This is a genomic window from Ferruginibacter sp., from assembly GCF_031391665.1.
Taxonomy (GTDB): domain Bacteria; phylum Bacteroidota; class Bacteroidia; order Chitinophagales; family Chitinophagaceae; genus Ferruginibacter.
This window is the reverse complement of the sequence record NZ_JANMUN010000152.1, coordinates 14583-37218: the sequence shown is the minus strand read 5'-3', so window position 1 is coordinate 37218 and position 22636 is coordinate 14583. Positions and strand designations below refer to the sequence as shown.

Annotated in this window: 21 protein-coding genes; 13 read left to right on the top strand and 8 right to left on the bottom strand. The window is 36.2% G+C overall.

Annotation, left to right across the window (positions count from 1 at the left end; all coding sequences use genetic code 11):
- The 6 genes from ACY651_RS11005 to ACY651_RS10980 form a co-directional block, all read left to right on the top strand.
- On the top strand, positions 1 to 982 hold a 982-nt coding region (locus tag ACY651_RS11005; protein ID WP_462252640.1), incomplete at its 5' end, for a phytoene desaturase family protein.
- A gap of 80 nt (positions 983 to 1062) precedes the next feature.
- Complete coding sequence (locus ACY651_RS11000; RefSeq protein ID WP_462252638.1) at positions 1063 to 1899, top strand: phytoene/squalene synthase family protein; 837 nt, start codon at positions 1063 to 1065, stop codon at positions 1897 to 1899.
- A 55-nt stretch (positions 1900 to 1954) separates the two neighbouring features.
- Positions 1955 to 2473, top strand: coding sequence for an isopentenyl-diphosphate Delta-isomerase (gene idi, locus ACY651_RS10995; RefSeq protein WP_462252636.1), 519 nt, complete (start codon positions 1955 to 1957; stop codon positions 2471 to 2473).
- 33 nt (positions 2474 to 2506) lie between these two features.
- Entirely contained in the window at positions 2507 to 4006 is a 1500-nt protein-coding gene (crtD, locus tag ACY651_RS10990) for a 1-hydroxycarotenoid 3,4-desaturase CrtD (RefSeq protein WP_462252634.1), read from the top strand.
- Positions 3996 to 4682 carry a carotenoid biosynthesis protein gene (locus tag ACY651_RS10985; RefSeq protein ID WP_462252632.1) on the top strand — a complete coding sequence of 229 codons (687 nt, stop codon included), beginning with the start codon at positions 3996 to 3998 and terminating at the stop codon, positions 4680 to 4682. Before crtD ends, ACY651_RS10985 begins: the two co-directional genes overlap by 11 nt.
- A gap of 1 nt (position 4683) precedes the next feature.
- Positions 4684 to 5178: a sterol desaturase family protein gene (locus ACY651_RS10980; RefSeq protein ID WP_462252630.1), complete on the top strand. Its 495-nt coding sequence runs from the start codon at positions 4684 to 4686 to the stop codon at positions 5176 to 5178.
- Positions 5179 to 5239: 61 nt separating this feature from the next.
- Here the strand turns inward: ACY651_RS10980 and ACY651_RS10975 are convergent, their stop codons facing one another.
- The 5 genes from ACY651_RS10975 to kbl form a co-directional block, all read right to left on the bottom strand.
- On the bottom strand, positions 5240 to 6577 hold the full coding sequence (locus tag ACY651_RS10975; RefSeq protein ID WP_462252628.1) for a polysaccharide deacetylase family protein: 1338 nt from the start codon (positions 6575 to 6577) through the stop codon (positions 5240 to 5242).
- 18 nt (positions 6578 to 6595) lie between these two features.
- Positions 6596 to 6775 (bottom strand): hypothetical protein, encoded by a 180-nt coding sequence (locus ACY651_RS10970; RefSeq protein WP_462252626.1) that lies wholly within the window; start codon positions 6773 to 6775, stop codon positions 6596 to 6598.
- Between the two features lie 18 nt (positions 6776 to 6793).
- Positions 6794 to 8170 carry a LutB/LldF family L-lactate oxidation iron-sulfur protein gene (locus ACY651_RS10965; protein ID WP_462252624.1) on the bottom strand — a complete coding sequence of 459 codons (1377 nt, stop codon included), beginning with the start codon at positions 8168 to 8170 and terminating at the stop codon, positions 6794 to 6796.
- Positions 8171 to 8555: 385 nt separating this feature from the next.
- On the bottom strand, positions 8556 to 8858 hold the full coding sequence (locus ACY651_RS10960; protein WP_462252622.1) for a hypothetical protein: 303 nt from the start codon (positions 8856 to 8858) through the stop codon (positions 8556 to 8558).
- Between the two features lie 16 nt (positions 8859 to 8874).
- Entirely contained in the window at positions 8875 to 10062 is a 1188-nt protein-coding gene (gene kbl / locus ACY651_RS10955; protein ID WP_462252620.1) for a glycine C-acetyltransferase, read from the bottom strand.
- Positions 10063 to 10361: 299 nt separating this feature from the next.
- Here kbl and ACY651_RS10950 point away from each other — a divergent pair, with 299 nt between their 5' ends.
- From ACY651_RS10950 to ACY651_RS10925, 6 genes are all read left to right on the top strand, one after another.
- Positions 10362 to 10847 carry an RNA polymerase sigma factor gene (locus ACY651_RS10950; RefSeq protein WP_462252618.1) on the top strand — a complete coding sequence of 162 codons (486 nt, stop codon included), beginning with the start codon at positions 10362 to 10364 and terminating at the stop codon, positions 10845 to 10847.
- Positions 10848 to 10976: 129 nt separating this feature from the next.
- On the top strand, positions 10977 to 12095 hold the full coding sequence (locus tag ACY651_RS10945) for an anti-sigma factor family protein (RefSeq protein WP_462252616.1): 1119 nt from the start codon (positions 10977 to 10979) through the stop codon (positions 12093 to 12095).
- An 18-nt stretch (positions 12096 to 12113) separates the two neighbouring features.
- Positions 12114 to 12989, top strand: a complete 876-nt coding sequence (locus ACY651_RS10940; RefSeq protein WP_462252614.1) for an outer membrane beta-barrel protein — start codon at positions 12114 to 12116, stop codon at positions 12987 to 12989.
- Between the two features lie 318 nt (positions 12990 to 13307).
- Entirely contained in the window at positions 13308 to 13715 is a 408-nt protein-coding gene (locus ACY651_RS10935; RefSeq protein ID WP_462252612.1) for a DUF4332 domain-containing protein, read from the top strand.
- A 179-nt stretch (positions 13716 to 13894) separates the two neighbouring features.
- Complete coding sequence (locus ACY651_RS10930; protein WP_462252610.1) at positions 13895 to 14497, top strand: L,D-transpeptidase family protein; 603 nt, start codon at positions 13895 to 13897, stop codon at positions 14495 to 14497.
- 197 nt (positions 14498 to 14694) lie between these two features.
- The gene (locus ACY651_RS10925) at positions 14695 to 14844 is read left to right on the top strand and encodes a GIY-YIG nuclease family protein (protein ID WP_462252608.1); all 150 of its coding nucleotides are present in this window, start codon (positions 14695 to 14697) and stop codon (positions 14842 to 14844) included.
- 248 nt (positions 14845 to 15092) lie between these two features.
- On the opposite strand, the gene ACY651_RS10920 is transcribed toward ACY651_RS10925, so the two are convergent.
- Both ACY651_RS10920 and ACY651_RS10915 read right to left on the bottom strand, forming a co-directional pair.
- The gene (locus ACY651_RS10920) at positions 15093 to 16316 is read right to left on the bottom strand and encodes an S-adenosylmethionine:tRNA ribosyltransferase-isomerase (protein ID WP_462252606.1); all 1224 of its coding nucleotides are present in this window, start codon (positions 16314 to 16316) and stop codon (positions 15093 to 15095) included.
- Between the two features lie 115 nt (positions 16317 to 16431).
- Complete coding sequence (locus ACY651_RS10915; protein WP_462252604.1) at positions 16432 to 17373, bottom strand: alpha/beta hydrolase; 942 nt, start codon at positions 17371 to 17373, stop codon at positions 16432 to 16434.
- 115 nt (positions 17374 to 17488) lie between these two features.
- On the opposite strand from ACY651_RS10915, the gene ACY651_RS10910 reads away from it, so the two are divergent.
- Positions 17489 to 20422 carry a M16 family metallopeptidase gene (locus ACY651_RS10910; protein ID WP_462252602.1) on the top strand — a complete coding sequence of 978 codons (2934 nt, stop codon included), beginning with the start codon at positions 17489 to 17491 and terminating at the stop codon, positions 20420 to 20422.
- A 139-nt stretch (positions 20423 to 20561) separates the two neighbouring features.
- On the opposite strand, the gene acs is transcribed toward ACY651_RS10910, so the two are convergent.
- Positions 20562 to 22499 (bottom strand): acetate--CoA ligase, encoded by a 1938-nt coding sequence (acs, locus tag ACY651_RS10905; protein WP_462252600.1) that lies wholly within the window; start codon positions 22497 to 22499, stop codon positions 20562 to 20564.
- Positions 22500 to 22636 lie beyond the last annotated feature (137 nt).

Here is a 22636-nt window from a genome sequence, read left to right as displayed (position 1 = left end):
TAAATATTTTAAACATCCAAAGCTGCAGCAGATGATGGAGTTTCCAGTGTTGTTTTTAGGTGCTTTGCCACAAAATACACCGGCTTTATACAGCTTAATGAATTATGCTGATATAAAATTGGGCACCTGGTATCCGCAGGGTGGCATGTATAAAATTGTGGAAGCAATGTTTAGTTTGGCAAAAGAATTAGGTGTAACTTTTTGTTTTGATTGTGATGTAACGAAAATTGAAGTTGGCAACAATAAAGCTAAGAGTGTAACTGCTAAAACAACCATCAACCATCAACCATCAACCATCAACTTGCCAGCTGATGTAGTAATAGGTGCCGCCGATTATAATTTTATAGAAACAAAATTATTGCCCGAAGATTACAGAACTTATACCAATGAATACTGGAACAAAAGAGTGATGGCGCCCAGTTGTTTATTATATTACATCGGGTTGAATAAAAAATTAAATAACGTTTTGCACCACTCGTTATTTTTTGATACAAATTTTGGTGTGCATGGTGCAGAAATTTATACCGAACCAAAGTGGCCGGCAAATCCGCTGTTTTATGTAAGTGTAACTTCCGTAACTGATAAAACCACAGCGCCAGAAGGTTTTGAAAATTTGTTTTTTCTTATACCCGTGGCCGCAGGTTTAAAGGGAGATACTGAGGAATTAAGAGAAAAGTACTTTGAAAATATTATTGCACGGTTTAAGAACAGAACTGGGCAGGATATTAAGGGAAACATCATTTATAAAAAATCTTACTCGGTGAGTAATTTCGTAAGTGATTATAATTCGTTTAAAGGCAATGCTTATGGGTTGGCAAATACCTTGATGCAAACAGCGGTTTTAAAGCCATCCTGTAAAAGTAAAAAAGTAAAAAATTTATTTTATACCGGCCAGTTAACAGTGCCGGGGCCGGGTGTGCCGCCCAGTTTAATAAGCGGCGAAGTGGTAGCAAAGGAAATAATAAAAACCCCTATCCTCTAAAGGGGGAAATAAAAGAGATTATGTTTTTAGATTGATATTTCGGTTAATAAATTATAAAAAAATCTTTTCAGTTTAGCATCATGATGAAGCTTTTTCATAACACCAGTGAGCAGTGCAGTAAAATAACTACTGAAACGTACAGCACTTCTTTTAGCAGCGCAATAAAATTGCTGCATAAAGATTTGCGTACACCTATTTATAACATTTATGGTTTTGTAAGATTTGCAGATGAAATTGTGGACACCTTTCATAATTACGATAAACAGCAATTGCTGGAGGAATTTAAAACAGAAACGTACAATGCACTTGAAAGAGGAATTAGTTTAAACCCGGTATTGCATAGTTTTCAATTAACGGTTAATAAATATCAGGTAGAAAAAAAATTAATTGAAGCTTTTTTTAAAAGTATGGAGGCAGATTTAAGTAAAGCCAAATACGATGCAGAAGGTTATGCTGCTTACATTTATGGCAGCGCAGAAGTTGTTGGGCTAATGTGTTTGTATATTTTTTGCGAAGGTGATAAAATAATGTATGAAAAATTAAAACCTGCTGCACAGTCTCTGGGAGCTGCTTTTCAAAAGGTAAATTTTTTAAGAGATGTAAAAGCCGACTACCAGGAATTAAACAGAACGTATTTTCCGGACATGGATTTTAAAAATTTTACCCCTTCGATGAAATTGCAGATAGAAAATGAAATTGCAACAGATTTTGTAAACGCATATGAAGGAATTTTAAACTTACCTGTAAAAGCAAGATTTGGCGTTTACGTAGCGTATAAATATTATCTATCCTTATTTAAAAAGATAAAAAAAGTACAGCCGGCAGAAATTATGGAACAGCGTATCCGTATCCCGAATTATTCAAAAATGTTTATTTTAGCTAAAGCCGGAATAAGAACTCAATTTAATATTTTATAAACCTTTGGTTTGTTAACTGCCAAAGTTTCATTCTTTAAAACATGCGCTTACCATTTTGAATAAATTAATTTTAGTGGATGAGAACGATGTGCCGGTGGGTACTGCTGATAAAATGGAAGCACATCAAAAAGCAATGCTGCACAGGGCTTTCAGTGTTTTTATTTTTAATAAAAAAGGTGAAATGTTATTACAGCAAAGGGCTTTTAATAAATACCATAGCGGCGGCTTATGGACAAATGCCTGCTGCAGTCATCCTTATTTTAACCAGCAAACTTTAACCGCAGCAGAAAAAAGATTACAGGAAGAAATGGGTTTTACCACACCATTAAAAAAAGCATTTGAGTTTGTTTATAAAGCAGCTTTTGATAATGGTTTAACAGAATACGAATACGATCATGTATTTGTTGGAGAATACGATGGGCAAATTTTACCTGATAAAGATGAAGTAGCAGATTACTGCTTTATGAGTATGGAAGAAATAAAAAACTCCCTGCAATCGCATCCGCAAAAATATACGGAGTGGTTTAAAATTGCATTCCCAAAATTAAAGCAATATCTCTCTGCAAACGTTTAAAAACTAAAAGCTTTTAAACTACATTTGCTTTTCATGCATAATTTACAAGTAAAGAATAAAACAGTTGTAATAATTGGCGGTGGTGTTGCAGGTTTGGCGACCGCCATCAGGCTTGCGGTGCAGGGTTTTACTGTAACGGTGTACGAAAAAAATGATTATCCCGGTGGCAAGTTAACAGCTTTTGAAAAATATGGATTTCGTTTTGATGCAGGGCCATCTTTATTTACACAACCAAAAAATATTGAGCAGTTATTTGAAATTGCCGGTGAGCCAATAGAAAATTATTTCAGTTATAAACCTGTTGATGTTGCCTGCAAATATTTTTATGAAAATGGTAAAATTGTAAATGCATTTACCAATGCTGAAAATTTTGGAAAAGAGCTGGAAGAAGTATTAGGCGAATCATCAAATACAGTTGCAAAGTATTTAAACGAGTCAAAAAAAACCTACGATAATATTGGCAGCATATTTTTAAACCACTCGTTACATAAAAGAAGAACATGGCTGAATAAACGTGTTTTTAAAGCGTTGGCAGCAACCAAGTACAGTTATCTTTTTCAAACTTTAAATAAATACAACAGCACAAAATTTAAATCGGCTGAGGCTGTACAATTATTTAACCGTTACGCAACATACAACGGCAGTAACCCTTACAAAGCACCTGGCATGCTCAGTTTAATACCTCACCTGGAGTATAACGAAGGTGTTTTTTATCCTGCTGGCGGGATGATGAGTATTACAAATGCTTTATACAATTTAGCTTTAAAAAAAGGAGTCCAATTTTATTTTAATTCAAGGGTAGAAAAAATAATTTATCATGAAGAAAAGGTAAGAGGGGTTGTAGTAAATAATGAAAACATAGAATCGGATATAGTAGTAAGTAATATGGATGTTTATTTTACTTATAAATTATTGATGAATAATGAACACAAAGCAAAAAGAATTTTAAAACAGGAACGCAGCAGCAGTGCACTGGTTTTTTACTGGGGCATAAATAAAGAATTTGATCAATTGCAACTGCACAATATATTTTTTTGTAGTAATTACGCTGCTGAGTTTGATTGTTTATTTAAAATGAAAATTTTATACAATGATCCAACAATTTACATAAATATTACTTCCAAAATGGAAGTTGGCATGGCGCCAAAGGGAAAAGAGAACTGGTTTGTAATGATAAATGTACCTGCAAATGTGGGGCAAAATTGGGAGGCAATTAAAAAGGAAGCCAGGGAAAAAATTATTGAAAAACTCAACCGTATTTTAAATATTGATATAGAGCCTTTAATTGAAACAGAAGAAATACTTGATCCTGTAGCAATAGAAAATAAAACCGCTTCCTACCAGGGTTCTTTGTATGGCACAAGTTCAAACTCAAAGCTGGCGGCCTTTTTAAGGCATCCTAATTTTACTGGCGCAGTAAAAAACCTATACTACTGTGGTGGCAGTGTGCATCCCGGTGGAGGTATTCCTTTATGTTTGCAAAGTGCAAAAATTGTAAGTGAATTAATTAAAAATGAAAAGCGTGCCCATTAAATTTTCTAAATATCAAATTGCCACTGCAATTGCAATTCTATTTCATACGATTGGCTTTTTGGGAATAGCTGTGTTTAAAAATAATTTTACTATACAATCAACTGCTTTTAATTTATTATTGATGTTTGCTTTATTAATATGGACACAAAACGAAAAGAATAATTTCTTCTGGTTATTTTTATTAATAACTTTTACCGTTGGTATTACAGTAGAAATAATTGGCGTAAATACTAAATTATTATTTGGAGACTATAGTTACGGTAATACACTGGGCTTTAAAGTAAAAAATGTACCGCTGATAATTGGGGTAAACTGGTTTTTAATAATTTACTGTTGCGGAATAACCATTAATACTTTACTGGTAAAAGCAATTGATAAAGTTGCTGTGGAAACGGCTACACCGCCAATGCGGCTTAAAGCGGTTTCCGTTATAATTGATGGTGCCACACTGGCTGTTTTTTTTGATTGGTTAATGGAACCCGTGGCCGTACAATTGGGTTACTGGAAATGGAATGGAGCAATTCCTTTTTATAATTATTTGTGCTGGTTTATGGTGAGCCTTGTATTATTAACAGCTTTTCACCTGCTTAAATTTAATAAGCAAAACAAATTCGCAGTACATTTGTTAATGATACAGGTTATGTTTTTTTTACTGTTAAGATCTTTTTTAAATTAAGATGAACTGGTTTTTATTTATAGCAATTGTTTTAATAACTTTTTTTATAATGGAAGGCATTACATGGCTTACCCATCGCTTTGTTATGCATGGGTTTTTGTGGTACCTGCACGAAGATCATCATAAACCCACCGGCCATACATTAGAAAAGAACGACGCATTTTTTTTAATATTCGCCATACCAAGCTGGTTGTGCATTATGCTTGGCCTGCAAAATAAATTGTACTGGGTTGCAGCAATAGGTTTTGGTATTGCGTTATACGGCCTGGCTTATTTTATAGTACATGAAGTAATTATTCACCAGCGTTTTAAATGGTTTACCCGAAGCAATAACTCTTATATTAAAACTATTCGCTGGGCACACAAAATGCACCACAAACATTTAAATAAATACGAGGGAGAAAGTTTTGGTATGCTGATGGTAGCAAAAAAATATTGGGATAAAGTAAAATCAGACAAAAACATTCAAGCTGTATCAAAAGTAAATAAAGTATAAATTTTTGTCGTGCTTTTTCTACTTTAAGATAGTGCAACATTCACCATTGACAATTCACAATTCACCATTCACGCCTCACGACCCGTATAAATTCTTCATACACTTCTCTCCAGCCATCAAACTCTTTAGCAGTGCCTAAAAAATTATTATGCCAAATGGTAATTAAAGTGCCGTTTACTTCTTTACAAATTTTGTAGTATTGCATCATTTCTTCATAAGCCTGCCCTGCAGAAAATTGTTGCTCATAAAAAGAATTGGCATCCATAAAACAAAAGGGATGAATGCGTAAATTGGTTTGTTGTTCAAGTTGCAGATCGTACCAAAAAAAAGATGAAGCAACGGATGCCCTGAAACCATTGATGCTGCCATATCCCATACTGTAATCATCAGTAATACCTGCTTCAATTAATTTTTGATAACCTTCTGGCAAATTAAAACGAATATAATGTTGCCTTGACAAATAGATTTTTTGATGCTGACTTTTTGGTACTTCATCATTAACTACTTCACTTAACCAGTTAATTTCTTCTTTTAAAAGTTGTGGTTTATCGCCACTTTGCCAGCTGGGATGAATGCCCAACAAATATTTTTTTGCATGTAGCTTTATTAATTGCCACATGGCATCTTTATGCGGCAAAATATTTTTATCGTAATGGCTGTTTTTTTCAGCCACTAAAAAAAAGTAAATGGGCTGCAGTTTATTTTGCTGGTGTAAATCATTTAACCAGTGGTAAGCATCAAACGAATCTTTTTGTAAGCCCAATAAAATTTTTATTCTTTGTAAAGATGGTGATTTTAAAAATCCTCCAATATTCCTAAGCAACCCTTTGTGTTTGTAAGAAAATGCAATATCAATATCGTAAGTTGGTACAAAGTTGAAAGTTGTCCTTCGGCTAAGCTCAGGATTAAATTGAACATTGAATATGGAATATTTTTTTTGTAACTCCAATGCAAAGTCTCTTGTCCCAATATTTATTAACGGCAATTGCAAAAACCCCTCTTTAAATGCCAGCGAATTTTTATGTGCATACCTGCCATACATATCTTTTATATGCGGTAAGTATTCTTCGTAGCGGCTGAGTAAATAAAAAGTAGCGGCAAAAATATCAAACGGAAAATCAGCATCTGCTATTTTAAAAAAAGCTTTGTAACCTTTATTTTCAAAACAATTTATTTGCTGTGCTTTTATTTCTATTTCAAATAACAAACTATGTGGTGTAATAGTAAATGTTGAAAATTGAAATTGCTGGTTGCTGTAATTAATTTTTACTCCTTCGTAGTTTCTAAATTCTTCCGAGTCGATTGTAATAGTAAAATCAATCCCCAATAATTCTTTAAAAATAAAATTACAGCTGTACTGTAATCGGGGAGAAGTGGTATGGGAGTAAATTAGTATCAAATAGGAAGAAGTTTATTTTCAGCAAGAATGATTTTTCAATAAGCACTTTACTGCTTCTTCAGGGGATGTGTATTCACCTTTGTCTATTTCATTCATTGCTTTTTCAATATTCTTATTGTATTCCTCAATCGCAGATTCTTTCAAATTGCTGATATCATCTCTTTGTGGTAATTTCTTTATTATCTCATTCTTACTCATTATAAAAAATCTTTACTACTATTTTTTATACCGCTCCTTCCACATTTCATTAAAAGTTTTTTTACTGAAGTTCAATTCACTTCGGTGTTCCGCCCAACCCTTGAACAAGCCATTAACTACTTTATTTTTTAAATTGCCGTTGCCTAAATTCATCATGCCTCTTCTCATAGAAGCTATCTTCCATATTTTCCATGCCATTTTTTCGCTGAAAGTTACCAGCCCTTCCTCCACACTTTCTTTGCGGTTTTCTAAAAGCAGTTCGTGTAAATTTATTTTTACCGCACATACTTCGGTGCAGTTGCCGCATAGAGAAGACGCATAACTTAAATGCTTATAACTTTCCATGCCCTGTAAATGTGGTGTAATAACGCTGCCGATTGGTCCGCTGTAAGTAGCACCATAAGCATGGCCACCAATATTTTTATAAATAGGGCAGGCATTTAAGCAGGCACCGCATCTAATGCAATACAAACTTTCTCTTTGCTTTGGATTTTTTAAAATATTCGTACGGCCATTGTCCAACAGTATCACATACATTTCTTCGGGGCCGTCATTTTCGTTAGCTTGTTTTGGTCCGGTAACAATGGTATTGTACACTGTAACTTTTTGCCCGGTACCAAATGTAGATAACAGCGGCCAAAACAAACCAAGGTCAGTCACGGAAGGAATCATTTTTTCTATACCAACAATTACAATATGTGTTTTAGGAAAAGCACAACTCAATCTTGCATTGCCTTCATTTTCTGTAACGGCAATGCCACCAATATCGCTGATGATAAAATTGGCGCCGGTAACGCCTACCTGTGCCTGCACATATTTTTCCCGTAAAATTTCACGGGCTTTTAAAGTTAATTGCTGTGGTGTAAAATTTATGGGTGTCCCGAGTTTTTCATTAAACAGTTTGGCCACATCTTCTTTACTCTTATGCATGGCCGGTGTTACAATATGGTAAGGTGCTTCGCCATCTAATTGCTGAATGTATTCTCCCAAATCTGTCTCAACACTATCAATACCATTTTCTTCCAGCGCTTTATTCAAATGAATTTCTTCGGTAACCATGCTCTTGCTTTTTACCAAAGACGTACAATTTTTTTCTTTACAAATTTTTACAACTTCCGCAATAGCCTGCGCCGCATCTTCGGCCCAAATAACTTTGCCGCCACGTTTACTAAATTGCATTTCAAATTCTTCCAGTTGCTGATCGAGTGTTTCAATAGCACGCCATTTAATATTTTTTGCCCTTTCCCTCACCAAATGCACATCAGCAAATTGCTCTTTACCTTCGGGTACTTTTGCATTGTATTTGCCGATGTTAAAATTAATTTTACGGCGGTGCTCCAGGTCGGCCGTTTTAATGGCACTCTTGGCTATAAATGTTTGTGAATTTTCTGACATGTTTATTTTTTAGCCCCCTCTATCTCCCCCGATGGGGGAAGAAATGAGAAGATAATCTTATAGATTAATTCTTAATTTTTTATTTACAAGCTGTTGAATCATGGCTGGACTTCATTGGCGACGCTCCATTCAACAGTGGTAATTTCTATCATCTTTTATCGAAGCAAAGATATTCATTTAACTATTGTCAGCACACCTATTTGATAACTGCTTATTTTATAGCTGTCCAGTTACCGATGAAGGATGGGGGGAAGGATTTTTTTTTATTTTGAGCGGAAACTGTTTGCAAGAAAAGCGGGAAGAAAAAAATACAAATGAATTTTATGTATTGCATGCCCTGTTTTTTATATAACTGAATTAAAATTTGATATATAATTCTATTGAACTATTCTTTACTTATGGTAGCATAAGGAAGGTTATATGGGATGTCTTCCCCATTTGTAGAGAAATATGCAATTTTTGTTTTATCGTCAATAATTTCTCCTCGTTTAATTTCTCCTTTCGAAGATGGAAAGCATGGGCAATTGCTATAAATATAAGCTTTGTTGCCATTGTAAAAAATCTTTGCTATTCTAACAGGATTTTGATGAAATGATCCGAATGCAGATTCAATAAATTCAATAAATATGATGTTATCAGAATTACTGATAGCTCCATTATTTAATTGAAAGATGCAAATAAATGGCATTCTTATGTTTTTGTTTTCACTTCAACACCCCCAACTCCCTCCCCACTTTAGTAAACGCCGCAATCGCTTTATCCAAATGTGCCTGCTCATGTGCTGCACTTAATTGTACACGAATACGTGCCTGACCTTTTGCCACCACAGGAAAGAAAAATCCAATTACATAAATACCTTCCTCCAGTAATTTAGCAGCAAAGTTTTGTGCAACAGTTGCTTCGTACAACATGATAGGTACAATAGGATGGTCGCCGGGTTTAATATCAAAACCGGCTTCTGTCATTTTACTGCGAAAGTATTTGGTGTTGTATTCTAATTGATCTCTCAGTTCTGTTGTTTCGCTCAACATATCCAGCACTGCAATACTTGCACCCACAATACTTGGCGCAACAGTATTACTAAACAAATAAGGACGGCTCCGCTGACGCAGCATTTCTATAATTTCTTTTCTGCCACTGGTAAAACCACCGCTTGCGCCACCCAATGCTTTGCCCAATGTGCCGGTAATAATATCAATGCGGCCAATTACATTTCTGTATTCATGTGTACCTCTTCCAGTTTTGCCTAAAAAGCCACTGCTATGGCATTCATCAATCATAACTATCGCATCATATTTATCGGCGAGGTCACAGATTTTATCTAATTGTGCAATGGTGCCATCCATACTAAAGCTGCCGTCAGTTACAATAATGCGGCTGCGTAAATGGGCACTTTCTTTTAATTTAGTTTCCAGGTCGTTCATATTATTATGCTCATAACGGTAGCGCTGAGCCTTACACAAACGTACGCCATCTATTATGCTGGCATGGTTTAATGCATCGCTGATGATGGCATCTTCTTCGCCAAACAAGGGTTCAAAAACACCACCATTGGCATCAAAAGCCGCAGCGTATAAAATCGTATCTTCTGTGCCTAAAAAATCGGCCAGTTTTTTTTCCAGTTCTTTATGAATATCCTGTGTGCCGCAAATAAAACGAACACTGCTCATACCGTAACCCCTTAAATCAATATATTTTTTTGCGGCAGCAACTACTTTGGGGTGAGAAGAAAGACCGAGATAATTATTGGCGCAAAAGTTTAAGACCGTTTTTCCGCCTACAATAATTTCGGCACCCTGGTCGCTGGTAATGATGCGTTCTTTTTTAGATAGGCCTGCAGCTTCAATTTCGGAAAGTTCGGCGGCAATGCGCTGTACAAATTTTTGGTTCATGTGATTAGTTTAGTAAGGGCAAATTTAGGATAAAAAGCCCCACCTTGAACTTCGTTCGTTCTCTTATCAGAGAACCCCTGGGGGAGGGAAATTTAGAAGATGGTTGTGGAGGTTGCTAGTTAAAAAATACGCTTAGATAAAAGCCCAATAAAGGTATGTCGTACAAGTGAGTGACACAACAATGCTGACTATAGCTATAAAGTTGGGGCAAAAATTTATTTTTGCCCTTTACTGTAACATTTTATTACTGACCTTCGTATTATACAAAAAAAACTAACCTTTTTCCCCAACAACCTTGTATGACTGAGAGAGAGTACAATGAATGTGTTAACCTGTATGCAGATAATGTGTACCGCTTTATCCTCAAAAATTTGAGGCATGAAGAGGATGCAAGAGATGTGGTGCAGGGTGCTTTTGAAAAAATGTGGGTGAACAGGGAAACAGTGGATAATGAAAGGTGTAAAAGTTTTTTGTTTACCGTGGCTTATCACCAAATGATTGACCATATAAGAAAGAATAAAAGGATTAGTTTAAGAGAAGAGTTTAATGAAAATGCCCGGGGAACTGTAGATCCAAAACTGGATACCAAACGGATTTTAAACGAGGCGTTGAGTAAACTGAGCGACCTGCAACGCAGTTTGGTTATGCTTAAAGATTATGAGGGCTACAGTTACGAAGAGATTGGAAAAATTACTGAACTAAACGAGAGCCAGGTAAAAGTTTATTTACACCGGGCAAGATTGCAATTGCGGGAATATATTGTGAGGGTGGAAAACGTGATATAGAAGCCGCTCCGCCCCTAAAGGGCAACTTTGGGGTATTAAAATTTTGAGAGTTTGATAAAAATGAATTTTATAAATTATAAAAACTGCTAAAAGTCCTTCCCTCGGGGGAGGATTTAGGCGGGGATGAAAATGAAAATTAACAGACATAATTACGAAGAGTTTTTTTTACTGTACATAGACAATGAACTGTCTGCGGCGGAAAAAAATGCTGTGGAATTATTTGTGCAGGATAATGCAGATTTAAAAGCAGAATTAAATACGTTGCAGCAAACAGTTTATAAAGCTGATGCTGCTGTTTATGAAAATAAAAAAGAATTACTTAAAGATGAATTTGCTGTACTGCAGCAAAATTTATTGTTTTATATAGATGATGAATTAAATGCCGCAGATAAATTAACTGTAGAAAAATTATTAAAGGCTGACAGCAGCGCCGGTAAAGAATTAGCGTTGTTACAAAAAACAAAACTGCAGCCTGATACTGCAATTGTATTTGCTCATAAAAAATCGCTGTACAGAAAAGGAGGCGGCAAAGTAATTGGTTTGCCCTGGCGCCGTATTGCTGCTGCGGCAATTTTGCTGGGCTTTGGTGTATGGGCCACTGTTACATTTATTAATACTTATAAAAACGAAGTAGCAACTGCAGCAACAAAAAATATTGTAAAGCCAGCAGCAAAAAAACAAAATACAGACACTGCAACACCAACTTTAACGTCACCGCAAAAAACTGACGAAGAAATAAATATAGCCGCTACTATTACAGAAATAACAACAGATAAGAAAACTCCAGAAGATAATCAAACACAAAATAGTACACCACAAAATTTGCCTCAGCAAAGTAATACTGCCATTGCTGCAAAAGAAAAAAATAAAAAGCCCGATAATAATTTACCCAAACCCGATTATGAAAAAATTAACAAGGAGGAGAGTAACGAAAGTTATGCATCAAACGTAAAACCTTCAGACAACACAATTGATAAAATAAACTCCGGAAATAAAGTTAAAGTTGATGTTGTAAACGATTATTCCAAAACAGAAACAGTTAACGGTTATGCATTAAATGCCAGTTTAACCGAAAGCGATGCCGGCGAGAATAACGACAACAAAATTCTTTACATGGATGAAGACAATGTAAAGAAAAGCAAACTGGGCGGCTTCTTCCGAAAAGTAAAACGCATGGTTGACCGTAACACCAGTATTAAAACAGGTAACAGTATTAAAGTTGCCGGCTTCGACATTGCAATTAAATAATTTTTAAAAACAGGAAACATGAAACAGCTAATTACATTTTTAGCGGCAGCAATTATTTGCTCCACCGCAACAGCACAAACAGACAGTACAAAAAAACAAAAGTCGGATACTATACGCATTGGCGGTATCATCATTGTAAAAAATGGTAAAAATAAAAACAATAAAGAGGTAGATATTACCATGGGGAGAAAAAACAGCGAACGTAAAAAAAATGCCAACGTTAGCACCAACTGGTGGATTGTAGATTTGGGGTTTGCCAACTACACCGATAATACCAACTATGCCAACACAGGTACGTATTTAGTAAACAGGCCAGGCTCACCTGCCTTAAACGAAAACGATTTTAAATTACGTGCCGGCAAAAGTGTAAACGTAAACATTTGGTTTTTTATGCAGCGCTTAAAATTAGGTACGCCACACGTTAATTTAAAATACGGGGTAGGGCTGGAGCTAAATAATTACCGGTACAAATCTTCTGTAAGTTATAAAGAAGGCGGAGCAGTGCCTTACACTGCAGGCACACAAACCAATGCGCCATTTATTTTCAGGGATTCCGTTGCCTTTTCTAAAAATAAACTGGCTGCCGATTATTTAACAGTGCCACTAATGCTGAATTTTAACAGCAACCCCGGCAGCAAGAAAAGGGGAATTAGTTTTAGCGCAGGCGTTAGTGCAGGCTATTTATACGGCCAGCGCAATAAACAAAAAAGCGACGGACGTGGTAAAGATAAAAACAGGGGCGACTACGATTTAAACCGTTTTAAATTAAGTTATGTTGCAGAGCTGGGCCTTGGTTCGGTACGTTTTTATGGCTCGTACAGCCCCAAAAGTTTTTACGAACATGATTTAGATATGAAGCCTTATACTTTTGGTTTACGTTTTAGTAACTGGTAAAATTATTTTGAGCCAAGCTTTATAAATTCTATTTGGCTTCATTGGCAGAGTTTATCCCGAGGAACGAGGGACACTCTTATACAGTATAACTTTTATCAACTTTACTCACATTATAGAATGCAGTATTAAAATTTAAAAGCTCTCTCACTCATTCCCAAGCCTGTTGAACCCCGGGTGTAAACAGGCAGGGGTTTGGGTTTACAATATCCTCCGTTTACCGGAGGTTTTTTTTATTTTTTTCGGGTACAACTTTTGCTGCTGTAGCTGCGTCTGTTATTTTACTTAAAACAATTTCCGAAAATTTTAAAATTTAAAAAAATGGCGTACAACATTATCGACGTTGAAGGCATTGGGCCTGCTTATGCAGAAAAATTAAAAGCTGCAGGTGTAAACAATACTGATGATATACTTGCAAAAGGCGGTACCAAAAACGGCCGCAAAGAATTGGCCGATGCAACCGGTATTGACGAAGGAAAAATTTTAACCTGGGTAAACCATAGCGATCTGCACCGCATTGATGGTATTGCCGGGCAAACATCCGAACTGATGGAAGCTGCCGGTGTGGATACTGTAAAAGAACTGGCCACCCGTAATGCGGCAAACCTTGCTGCAAAAATGCAGGAAATAAACGATGCTAAAAATTTAAGCGGCCGTGTACCTTCGGCAGAAAAATTACAAGCAATGATTGATCAGGCTAAAACGCTTGACCAGAAAGTATTTCATTAAAATTTTAGTTTTTATTTTTACATACTACCGTAGTTTTCCCACTGCATTTGCAGTAACTACGGTAGTATGTTTCTTAAATAATTTTTCCACATTCCCTATAATTTGTTAATGTTATTCACGTTAATGAAATATTTTTACATGGCACGGCGTTTGAATAAGTAGATAAAATTCCATTTGCCATGAAGCAGGTTCGTTTAACTCATTTAATTTTACTGTTTTCAGTACTGGCATTGGTTTCTTTTACTAAGGATAAGGGTAAAAAGAAAAAGCCGGTAAGTAAAACCCGTACCGCAACAGTTACTAAAAAAATAAAACCAGCGGTTGTTGAAAGCACAGAAGAAAATCCCTATTATATCATTGTAGATAAAAGCGATTACGAACTTAAAGTGTACGACGACGAAGGTTGGTTTGCCACTTACCCAATTGTTTTTGGCAGTAAAGATTTAGGAGATAAAATGAAAGAAGGCGATAAGCGTACACCGGAAGGTCAGTTTAAAATAATTGTAAAAAAACACCACCCAAAATGGGGCCCCGAGCTTTTATTAGATTACCCCAATGGCCCGAGCTATAAAAAATTTAACGACCGTATTGCCAAAGGTGTAATTCCCAAAAACTCCAAAATTGGTAACGGCATTGCCATCCATGCCACCCGGCCCGATGAAGAATGGACCGTAGATAATTTTTACAACTGGACAGATGGTTGCGTTTCGGTTAAATACACCGAGATGAAAGATCTGTTTAGTTATATACCTGTTGGTACACCGGTTACGATACAGAAATAAAAAGCCCCTCCACCCCTGAAGGGGAACTTTGCAGTGTTAAAATTTTTTGAGACGTATTTTGATTATACAGAACTTCTTATCTTCAAAACTGTATTCATCTTCTAAATTTTTTTTAATAATTTCAACAGTAGGTAGCAAAATAAATACTGTCAGGTTGAGCTTGTCGAAACCGGGTTAATGCAAAAAGATTTACTGAAATGAAAATAGCCCACAACTACTTTGTTTATATTGTTGAATGCAGTGATAAGAGTTATTACACTGGCGTAACCAATAATATTGAAAGAAGGATTTGGGAACATAATAATGAAAAAACTCTTCGGGATACACTTTTAAAAGACGCCCTGTAATTTTAAAATATTGTCAACGTTTTCAGGATATTACTCAAGCAATAGCCTGGGAAAAACAAGTTAAAGGATGGTCGAGAAAAAAGAAAGAAGCTTTATTTATTGAGGATTGGAAGAAAAAAAAAATTAGCGAAATCTAAATCTGATTTTAATAAATTGGAGGATTGAGAAACGATTTTTTTGCAAGGCTTCTGCTATAGCGCAGCCCGGTTTCGACAAGCTCAACCTGACAGGTTTTTAATTTCAACAGATTAAATAAACAACAAACTCCCATCCCCATAGCTCAAAAACCTAAAATCGTTTTCTAAAGCGTAATTATAAATCTTTCTCCAGTCATCACCAACAGCTGCAGCAACTAAAAGCAATAAAGTAGATTGCGGCTGATGAAAATTGGTGATGATGGCTTTTGCAATTTTAAATTGATAGCCCGGTGCAATTAATATTTGCGTTTGAGTAAATAATTTATCCAGGTTATTTTTTTGTAACCAATTTATTAAAGCCAGCAATGCTTCCTGTGCAGTAATATTTTCATTGCCGGATAATTCATCATATACTTCCCACTGCGTAATTTGTAATTGTTGCAAAGATGGATGCAAAAATGCTTTTACACCCAGCCAGTATAAACTTTCCAGTGTTCTTAATGAGGTGGTGCCCACTGCAACAACAGTGTTTGAAAGATTTGCAATTAAATTCTCTATGGTTTCAATAGCTACATCAATCCACTCTGCATGCATTTCATGCTCTTGCATGATAGCTGCTTTTACAGGTTTAAACGTTCCGGCACCTACATGCAGCGTAACAAAACCGGCAGATATGTTTTTTGTTTGTAAAGAAGAAAATATAGTATCTGTAAAATGCAGACCTGCAGTTGGCGCAGCAACCGAACCTTTGTATTCGGCATAAATAGTTTGATAACGTTCTTTATCTTCTGTTTCGGGTTTTCTTTTAATGTAAGGTGGCAAAGGAATATTACCGCACTCTTCTAATATTTCTGCAAAACTTAGCTCAACCGGAGCCCAGGAAAATTCCACTACATAAGCATCAGCAATTTTTTCAATCAGCTTTGCTTTTATTGCCCACTGCCCGTTTCCTATGGCGAATTGTTTTTCCAAATCACCTTCTTTCCATTTGCTGGCGCCACCGATCATGCATTTCCATTTTACTTTTTCTTTTTTACTCATGATGGAAGCGTAATCATTGATGGCTTCATAAGGTTCTAAACAAAAAATTTCGATAATGCCGCCGGTGGGCTTGGTAAATAAAATACGTGCCTGTATTACTTTGGTATTATTAAAAATGAGTAAACTGTTTTGAGGTAAATGTTCATGGATATTTTTATAAACATCTTGGTGTAGACTACCCTTTTTATAAATCAATAATTTAGAATCGTCTCTTTGTTGTAAAGGGTGCAATGCAATTTTTTCATCGGGAAGATGGTAGGTGAAATTATTTATAGATAAATTTTTAGGATGCATGTGCAAATGGTCTGTAATGTTCAACAAAGGTTTTCAGCTGAAGAGTGTCCCTCGTTCCTCGGGATAAACTCTGCCAATGAAGATGCCCAAAGAGATATTGCCCGGCTCAAAAAAACTACTTTAAAAAATCACTCACTTCACCCATCCACTTTTCATTTTCTTTTTTACACAAACTTTCATGTACACAATTATCGTACACTACAAATTTTTTACTGACAGTGGCAAGGTTAGCAAATAAAATATCTTCTTCGGCTCTGCTCACCCGTGGATCATTAGCTCCCCATTGCAATAAAGTGGGGCAGGTAATTTTTTTGGCATATTCCTGCGGCTTCATGCCAAATGCCCAAAAACCATGCTCCACACCGCCCCAAAAAGTTATTAAAGTTGATAATAGCTGTGCAGGCAAATGCATCATTTTTATGCGACCTTCCACTGCATCTTCAATAGTGCCAAAAGGCATTTCTAAAATAATTTTTTGCGGTTGTAATGCGGTGTAATCATTCATTGCTTTTGTTACTGCCGCCGCACCCATAGAAATTCCCCAGAGCACAATATTTTTTTCGTCTTTATTTTTTATAAAATCGTAAGCCAGTTTTACATCTTCACTTTCATCAAAACCAATAGTGCAGGTATTACCGCCGCTGTTACCATGTGCCCTGAAGTCTAACTGAAAAGTATTGTAGCCTAACTTTCTAAATTCTTCAGCCTCTTTATTATTACCACTTTTTTTACCACCATGCCCATGAAACATACAAACGGTTCCTTTGGGACTGTCCGCAGCAGTGTACCAGCCTTCTAACTTTATTTTATCAGCCGTGGTTAAAATAACTTTTTCGTTAACCGAATCGGCTATAGTATTTTGTTGTTTTACTGCATTAATGCCAAATAATAATTCTTTGGTTTTGTCCCAGCCGCTTTTGTCTTCCTGTTTTTTTAATACCACTTCGCCATTATTGTAAAAATGGGTAAACTTATAAGCATGAAAAGCCACAATTACATTTATTAAAATAAAAAGCACCATAAATGTGCGTAATAAAATCTTTAAAAATCTTTTCATAAAGCAGTGCAGTATTTTTTTCAAAAGTAAAGTTAATAATGTTGCGAACGGTATTATTTTAATATTTAGAATTTGTACTTTAGCGGCTCAATTTAAACTACTAAAACAATTTTGTATGCGATTACTGAAAAACGTATTTCTTGTTGTGCTGCTGTTAACCACCGTTACTGCATTTGCCCAAACCGGCAAGTACGAGTGGAAGACGGTAACTACTGGCGGCTACACTTATAAATATGTAACCAACGATCCTGCCAGGGCAAGATTTTATACGTTAAAAAATGGCTTAACAGTAATTTTGAGCCCTACTAATAAAGACCCACGCATACAATGTTATGTGGCTACAAAAGCGGGCAGCAAAACTGATCCTTCAACAAACACCGGCCTTGCTCACTACCTGGAACACATGTTGTTTAAAGGCACAGATAAATTTGGTTCGTTAGACTGGGCCAAAGAAAAACCTGAGTTAGATAAAATTGATGCCTTATATGAAGAATACAATCATACAGCAGATGCAGAAAAGCGTGCAGCAATTTATCACCGCATTGATTCTGTTTCCGGTGTGGCATCAAAATTTGCTATTGCCAATGAATATGATAAAATGATGAGTTCGATGGGGGCACAGGGCACCAATGCCTTTACATCTTTTGAACAAACGGTTTATACCGATGATGTGCCGGCCAATGCCATTGATAAATATTTAAAAGTACAGGGCGAACGTTTTAGAAATCCGATCTTAAGAATTTTTCATACAGAGCTGGAGGCTGTGTACGAAGAAAAAAACCGTGGGCTTGATGCAGATGGCAGAAAAGTACAGGAAAAGTTATTTGCTGAATTATTTAAAAATCATAATTATGGTTTGCAAACTACCATTGGTACAATCGAGCATTTAAAAAACCCTTCTCTTAATGAAATAAGAAAATATTATAACAAATATTATGTACCTAATAATATGGGTGTAATAATGAGTGGCGATTTTAACCCCGATGAAATGATAAAGAAAGTGGACGCTTCTTTTTCTTACCTGCAAAATAAACCAGTTGCTAAATATACTTTTCCGCCGGAGCAAGCCATTACTGCCCCGATTGGTGCAGAAGTTGCAGGGCCCGATGCAGAAAGTGTAACCATTGGCTTTAGGTTGCCAGGTAATAAAGATAAAGATGTGTTGCTGGCAGATTTAGTAGGCCAGATTTTAACCAATGGTAAAGCAGGCCTGATGGATTTAAATTTAGTGAAGAAACAGAAATTATTAAGAGCTTCTGCTTCTGCATTTACATTAATTGATCATGGCATTTTATTTATGCAGGGTAATCCTACACAAGGCCAAAGTTTAGAAGATGTAAAAACTTTAATGCTGGGTGAAATTGAAAATTTAAAAAAGGGAAATTTTGATGATAATTTAATTACTGCCATCATCAACAATCAAAAGAAAAATAAAATACAGGCAACAGAATCTTATGGTGCAAGGGCCGGCGAACTGATGGATGCCTTTACATCGGAGCTGGACTGGAAAGAACAGGTGGCCTACACCGACTTATTATCTAAATTAACCAAGAAAGATATTGTGGCATTTGCCAATAAATATCTTGGAGATAATTATGTTTTTATTTACAAACGTAAAGGTGAAGATAAGAGTATTGTAAAAGTAGAAAAGCCACCGATTACACCGGTAGAAACTAACCGTAATGCACAATCTGATTTTGTAAGCCAGGTAAATAAAATGCCTGCAACTGTGGTAAACCCTGTTTGGTTAGATTATACTAAGGATGTACAAAAAACAAAAGTTGGCCCTGCGGAAATATTGTATGTTCAAAATAAAGACAACAGTATTTTTCGTTTGCGTTACCGCTTTGATATGGGCACCTGGAATAATAAAAAATTAAGTTTGGCTACACAATACCTTCAATTTTTAGGTACTGATAAAATGAGTGCTGAAGATATTACCAAAGAGTTTTACAAAATAGCCTGCAGCTTTACTGTAAGTGCCGGAACAGAATTTACAACCGTTACCATTGAAGGTTTGCAGGATAATTTTACTAAAGCCGTAACATTATTTGAAGACGTTTTAAAAAATTGCAAAGGCGATGAAACTGCATTAAAAGCATTAAAGGCAAGAATAGCAAAATCGAGAACGGATGCTAAAGCAAACAAAGCAGCTATTATGAGCGGCTTGGTTTCTTATGCCAGGTATGGTAATAAAAACCCATTTAACTATACGCTTAGCGACGAGGAGTTAAAAAATATTACTGCAGAAGAATTAGTGAATACACTGCATAGTATGAACAGCTACAGTCATAAAATTTTATATTATGGTCCTCAGCCACTGGTGCCATTAACTGCAGCATTAAAAACATTGCATGCAGTGCCGGCAGCATTTAAACCAGCAGATGAAAAAGTAAAATTTACTACCGCATCGCAGGAGAAAAACCAGGTATTGTTTGCCGATTACAATATGGTGCAAAGCGAAATACGCTGGGTAAGAAATACTGCTCCATACAGTGCAGATAAAGAACCGGTGATTGACATCTTTAATAATTATTTTGGTGGAGGAATGGGTGCATTGGTTTTTCAAACGATAAGAGAAAGCAAAGCGCTTGCCTATTCTACTTTTGCATTTTATGCAAAGCCAGAAAAAAAAGAAGATCCATTTTATACACTGGCTTATGTGGGTTGCCAGGCAGATAAATTTAACGAATCTATTATTGCCATGAATGAATTGCTGAACGATTTACCTAATGTAGAAGCAAATATTAATTATGCCCGTGGCGGTATTAAAAAAGATATTGAAACAGAACGCATAACGCAGGATGGTATTATTTTTAACTACCTTACTGCACAGCAAAAAGGTTTAACCAGCGACATCCGTAAAACAACTTACACTGCGGTGGATAAAATTGGTTACAGCGAATTGAAAAAATTTCATACTGAATATATTGCCAACAAGCCTTACACTTATTGTATTGTCGCATCCGATAAAAAACTATCTGAAGATGAAATGAAAAAATATGGTGAGTTGAAAAGGTTGAGTTTGGAGGAGATATTTGGGTATTAAAATTTTAATAATTAATTTTTAAAGAGCTCCTTTTTGGGAGCTCTTTTTTTTAAAAATATCGCTGAGAAAAAGAGAAATAGAGATTACGCAGAGAAGCTTCAGCGAAATCTTTGCAACTCCTTTTCTCTGCGGTAAAAACTCACACCTTCCCATTCTTAATTTCCTCCACCACTCCCGGATCTAACAATGTACTGGTATCTCCCAAATTTTGCATTTCTCCTTCAGCGATCTTTCTTAAAATCCTTCTCATTATTTTTCCACTTCTCGTTTTGGGTAAGCCGGTAACAAACTGAATTTTATCAGGCTTGGCAATAGCACCAATTACCCTTGTTACAGTTTGTAAAATATCCTGCCGCCGCAAATTTTCATCGCCATGATGGCCATTGTAAATTACATAGGCATAAATGCCCTGGCCTTTTATATCATGCGGATAGCCCACTACCGCACTTTCCACCACGCCTGCATGCATGTTAATGGCATTCTCCACTTCGGCTGTGCCTATACGGTGGCCGCTTATGTTTAATACATCATCTACTCTTCCTGTAATTCTGTAAAAACCATTTTCATCTTTTAACGCACCATCACCGGTAAAATATAAATTGGGGTAAGTGGCAAAATAATTGGTGCGGCATCTTTCATGATCGCCATAAGTTGTTCTTAATATACCAGGCCATGGCGCTTTAATACAAAGATTGCCTTTCATAATACCGTTCTCATCTTTCTCCGTTATTTCTTTTCCATTTTCATCTACCAGCAATGGCTGCACTCCCGGCATGGGCAGAGTTGCCCAACTAACTTTAGAAGGTGTTACGCCTGCAAGGTTACTTATTAAACAGGCACCGGTTTCTGTTTGCCACCAGGTATCAACAACGGGGCATTTTTTCTTCCCAATATTTTCATCGTACCAATGCCATGCTTCTTCATTAATAGGTTCACCAACTGTTCCAATAACTTTTAATGAAGACAGGTCTTTGCCTTTTATTGGATCTGTACCAAAACTCATTAAACTTCTTATTGCAGTGGGGGCTGTATAAATGCAATTTACTTTGTGCCTTTCCACAATATCCCAAAAACGGCCGGCATCGGGCCATGTAGGAATTCCTTCAAACATTAATGAAGTGGCACCTGCACTGAGCGGACCATACAAAATATAACTATGGCCGGTTATCCATCCAATATCGGCAGTACAAAAATGGACATCACCAGGTTGGTATTGAAAAACATTTACAAAAGTGTAAGCAGTCCAAACCATATACCCGGCAGTAGTATGCACCACACCTTTTGGTTTACCTGTACTGCCGCTTGTGTATAAAATAAACAATGGGTCTTCTGCATCCATTTCTTCTGCAGGAAATGAAACTACACCATTTTTTTCTACCTGTGTTTCCGCATATTCCATTTCATCTTCCCACCAAACATCTCTGCCTTTTATCATGGAAACAGGCGTTCTTGTTCTGGTATAAACTATTACACGTTTAATTGTTTTGTTACCAATCAATGCATCATCTATCACAGCTTTTAATGGAATATCTTTTCCGCCACGGTAAGCGCCATCGCAGGTAATTATAAATTCAGCTTTTGCATCTTCTAATCTGTCGGCAATACTTTGGGCAGAGAAACCGCCAAAAATTACAGAATGAATGGCTCCAATTCTTGCACAACCTAATACCGCATACGCCAGCTCCGGCACCATTCCCATATATATACAAACACGGTCGCCTTTTTTTACGCCATTATTAATCAGCATTTGTGCCACCTGGCAAACCCTTTTATGCAAACGGGCATAGGTAACTATTCTTACTCTTTCTTCGGGGTTGTTGGGTTCCCATATAATCGCAGGTTTATCGGCCATTGTTGGTAAGTGGCGGTCTATACAGTTTTCGGTAATGTTAAGTTTACCCCCTTTAAACCATTCCACCCTTGGTTCAGTAAAATTCCACTCTAAAACTTTATCATATTTTTTCTTCCATAAAAAATTATCAGCTACTGCACCCCAAAAATTTTCGGGATCATCCACACTTTTTTTATAATCGCTTTTATACTGTTCAAAAGATTTTATTTGATAAGGATAGTCCATTGTTATTTTTTTGATGCTCCAAAATTATACATACCCATTCATTAATGGTGAAAAAAAATAAAATTACGCAATCGTTTTATTTTGCAGATAGTGCAGGATAATGGCATTTAAAAACTGTGTATCTTTCCAAACAATTG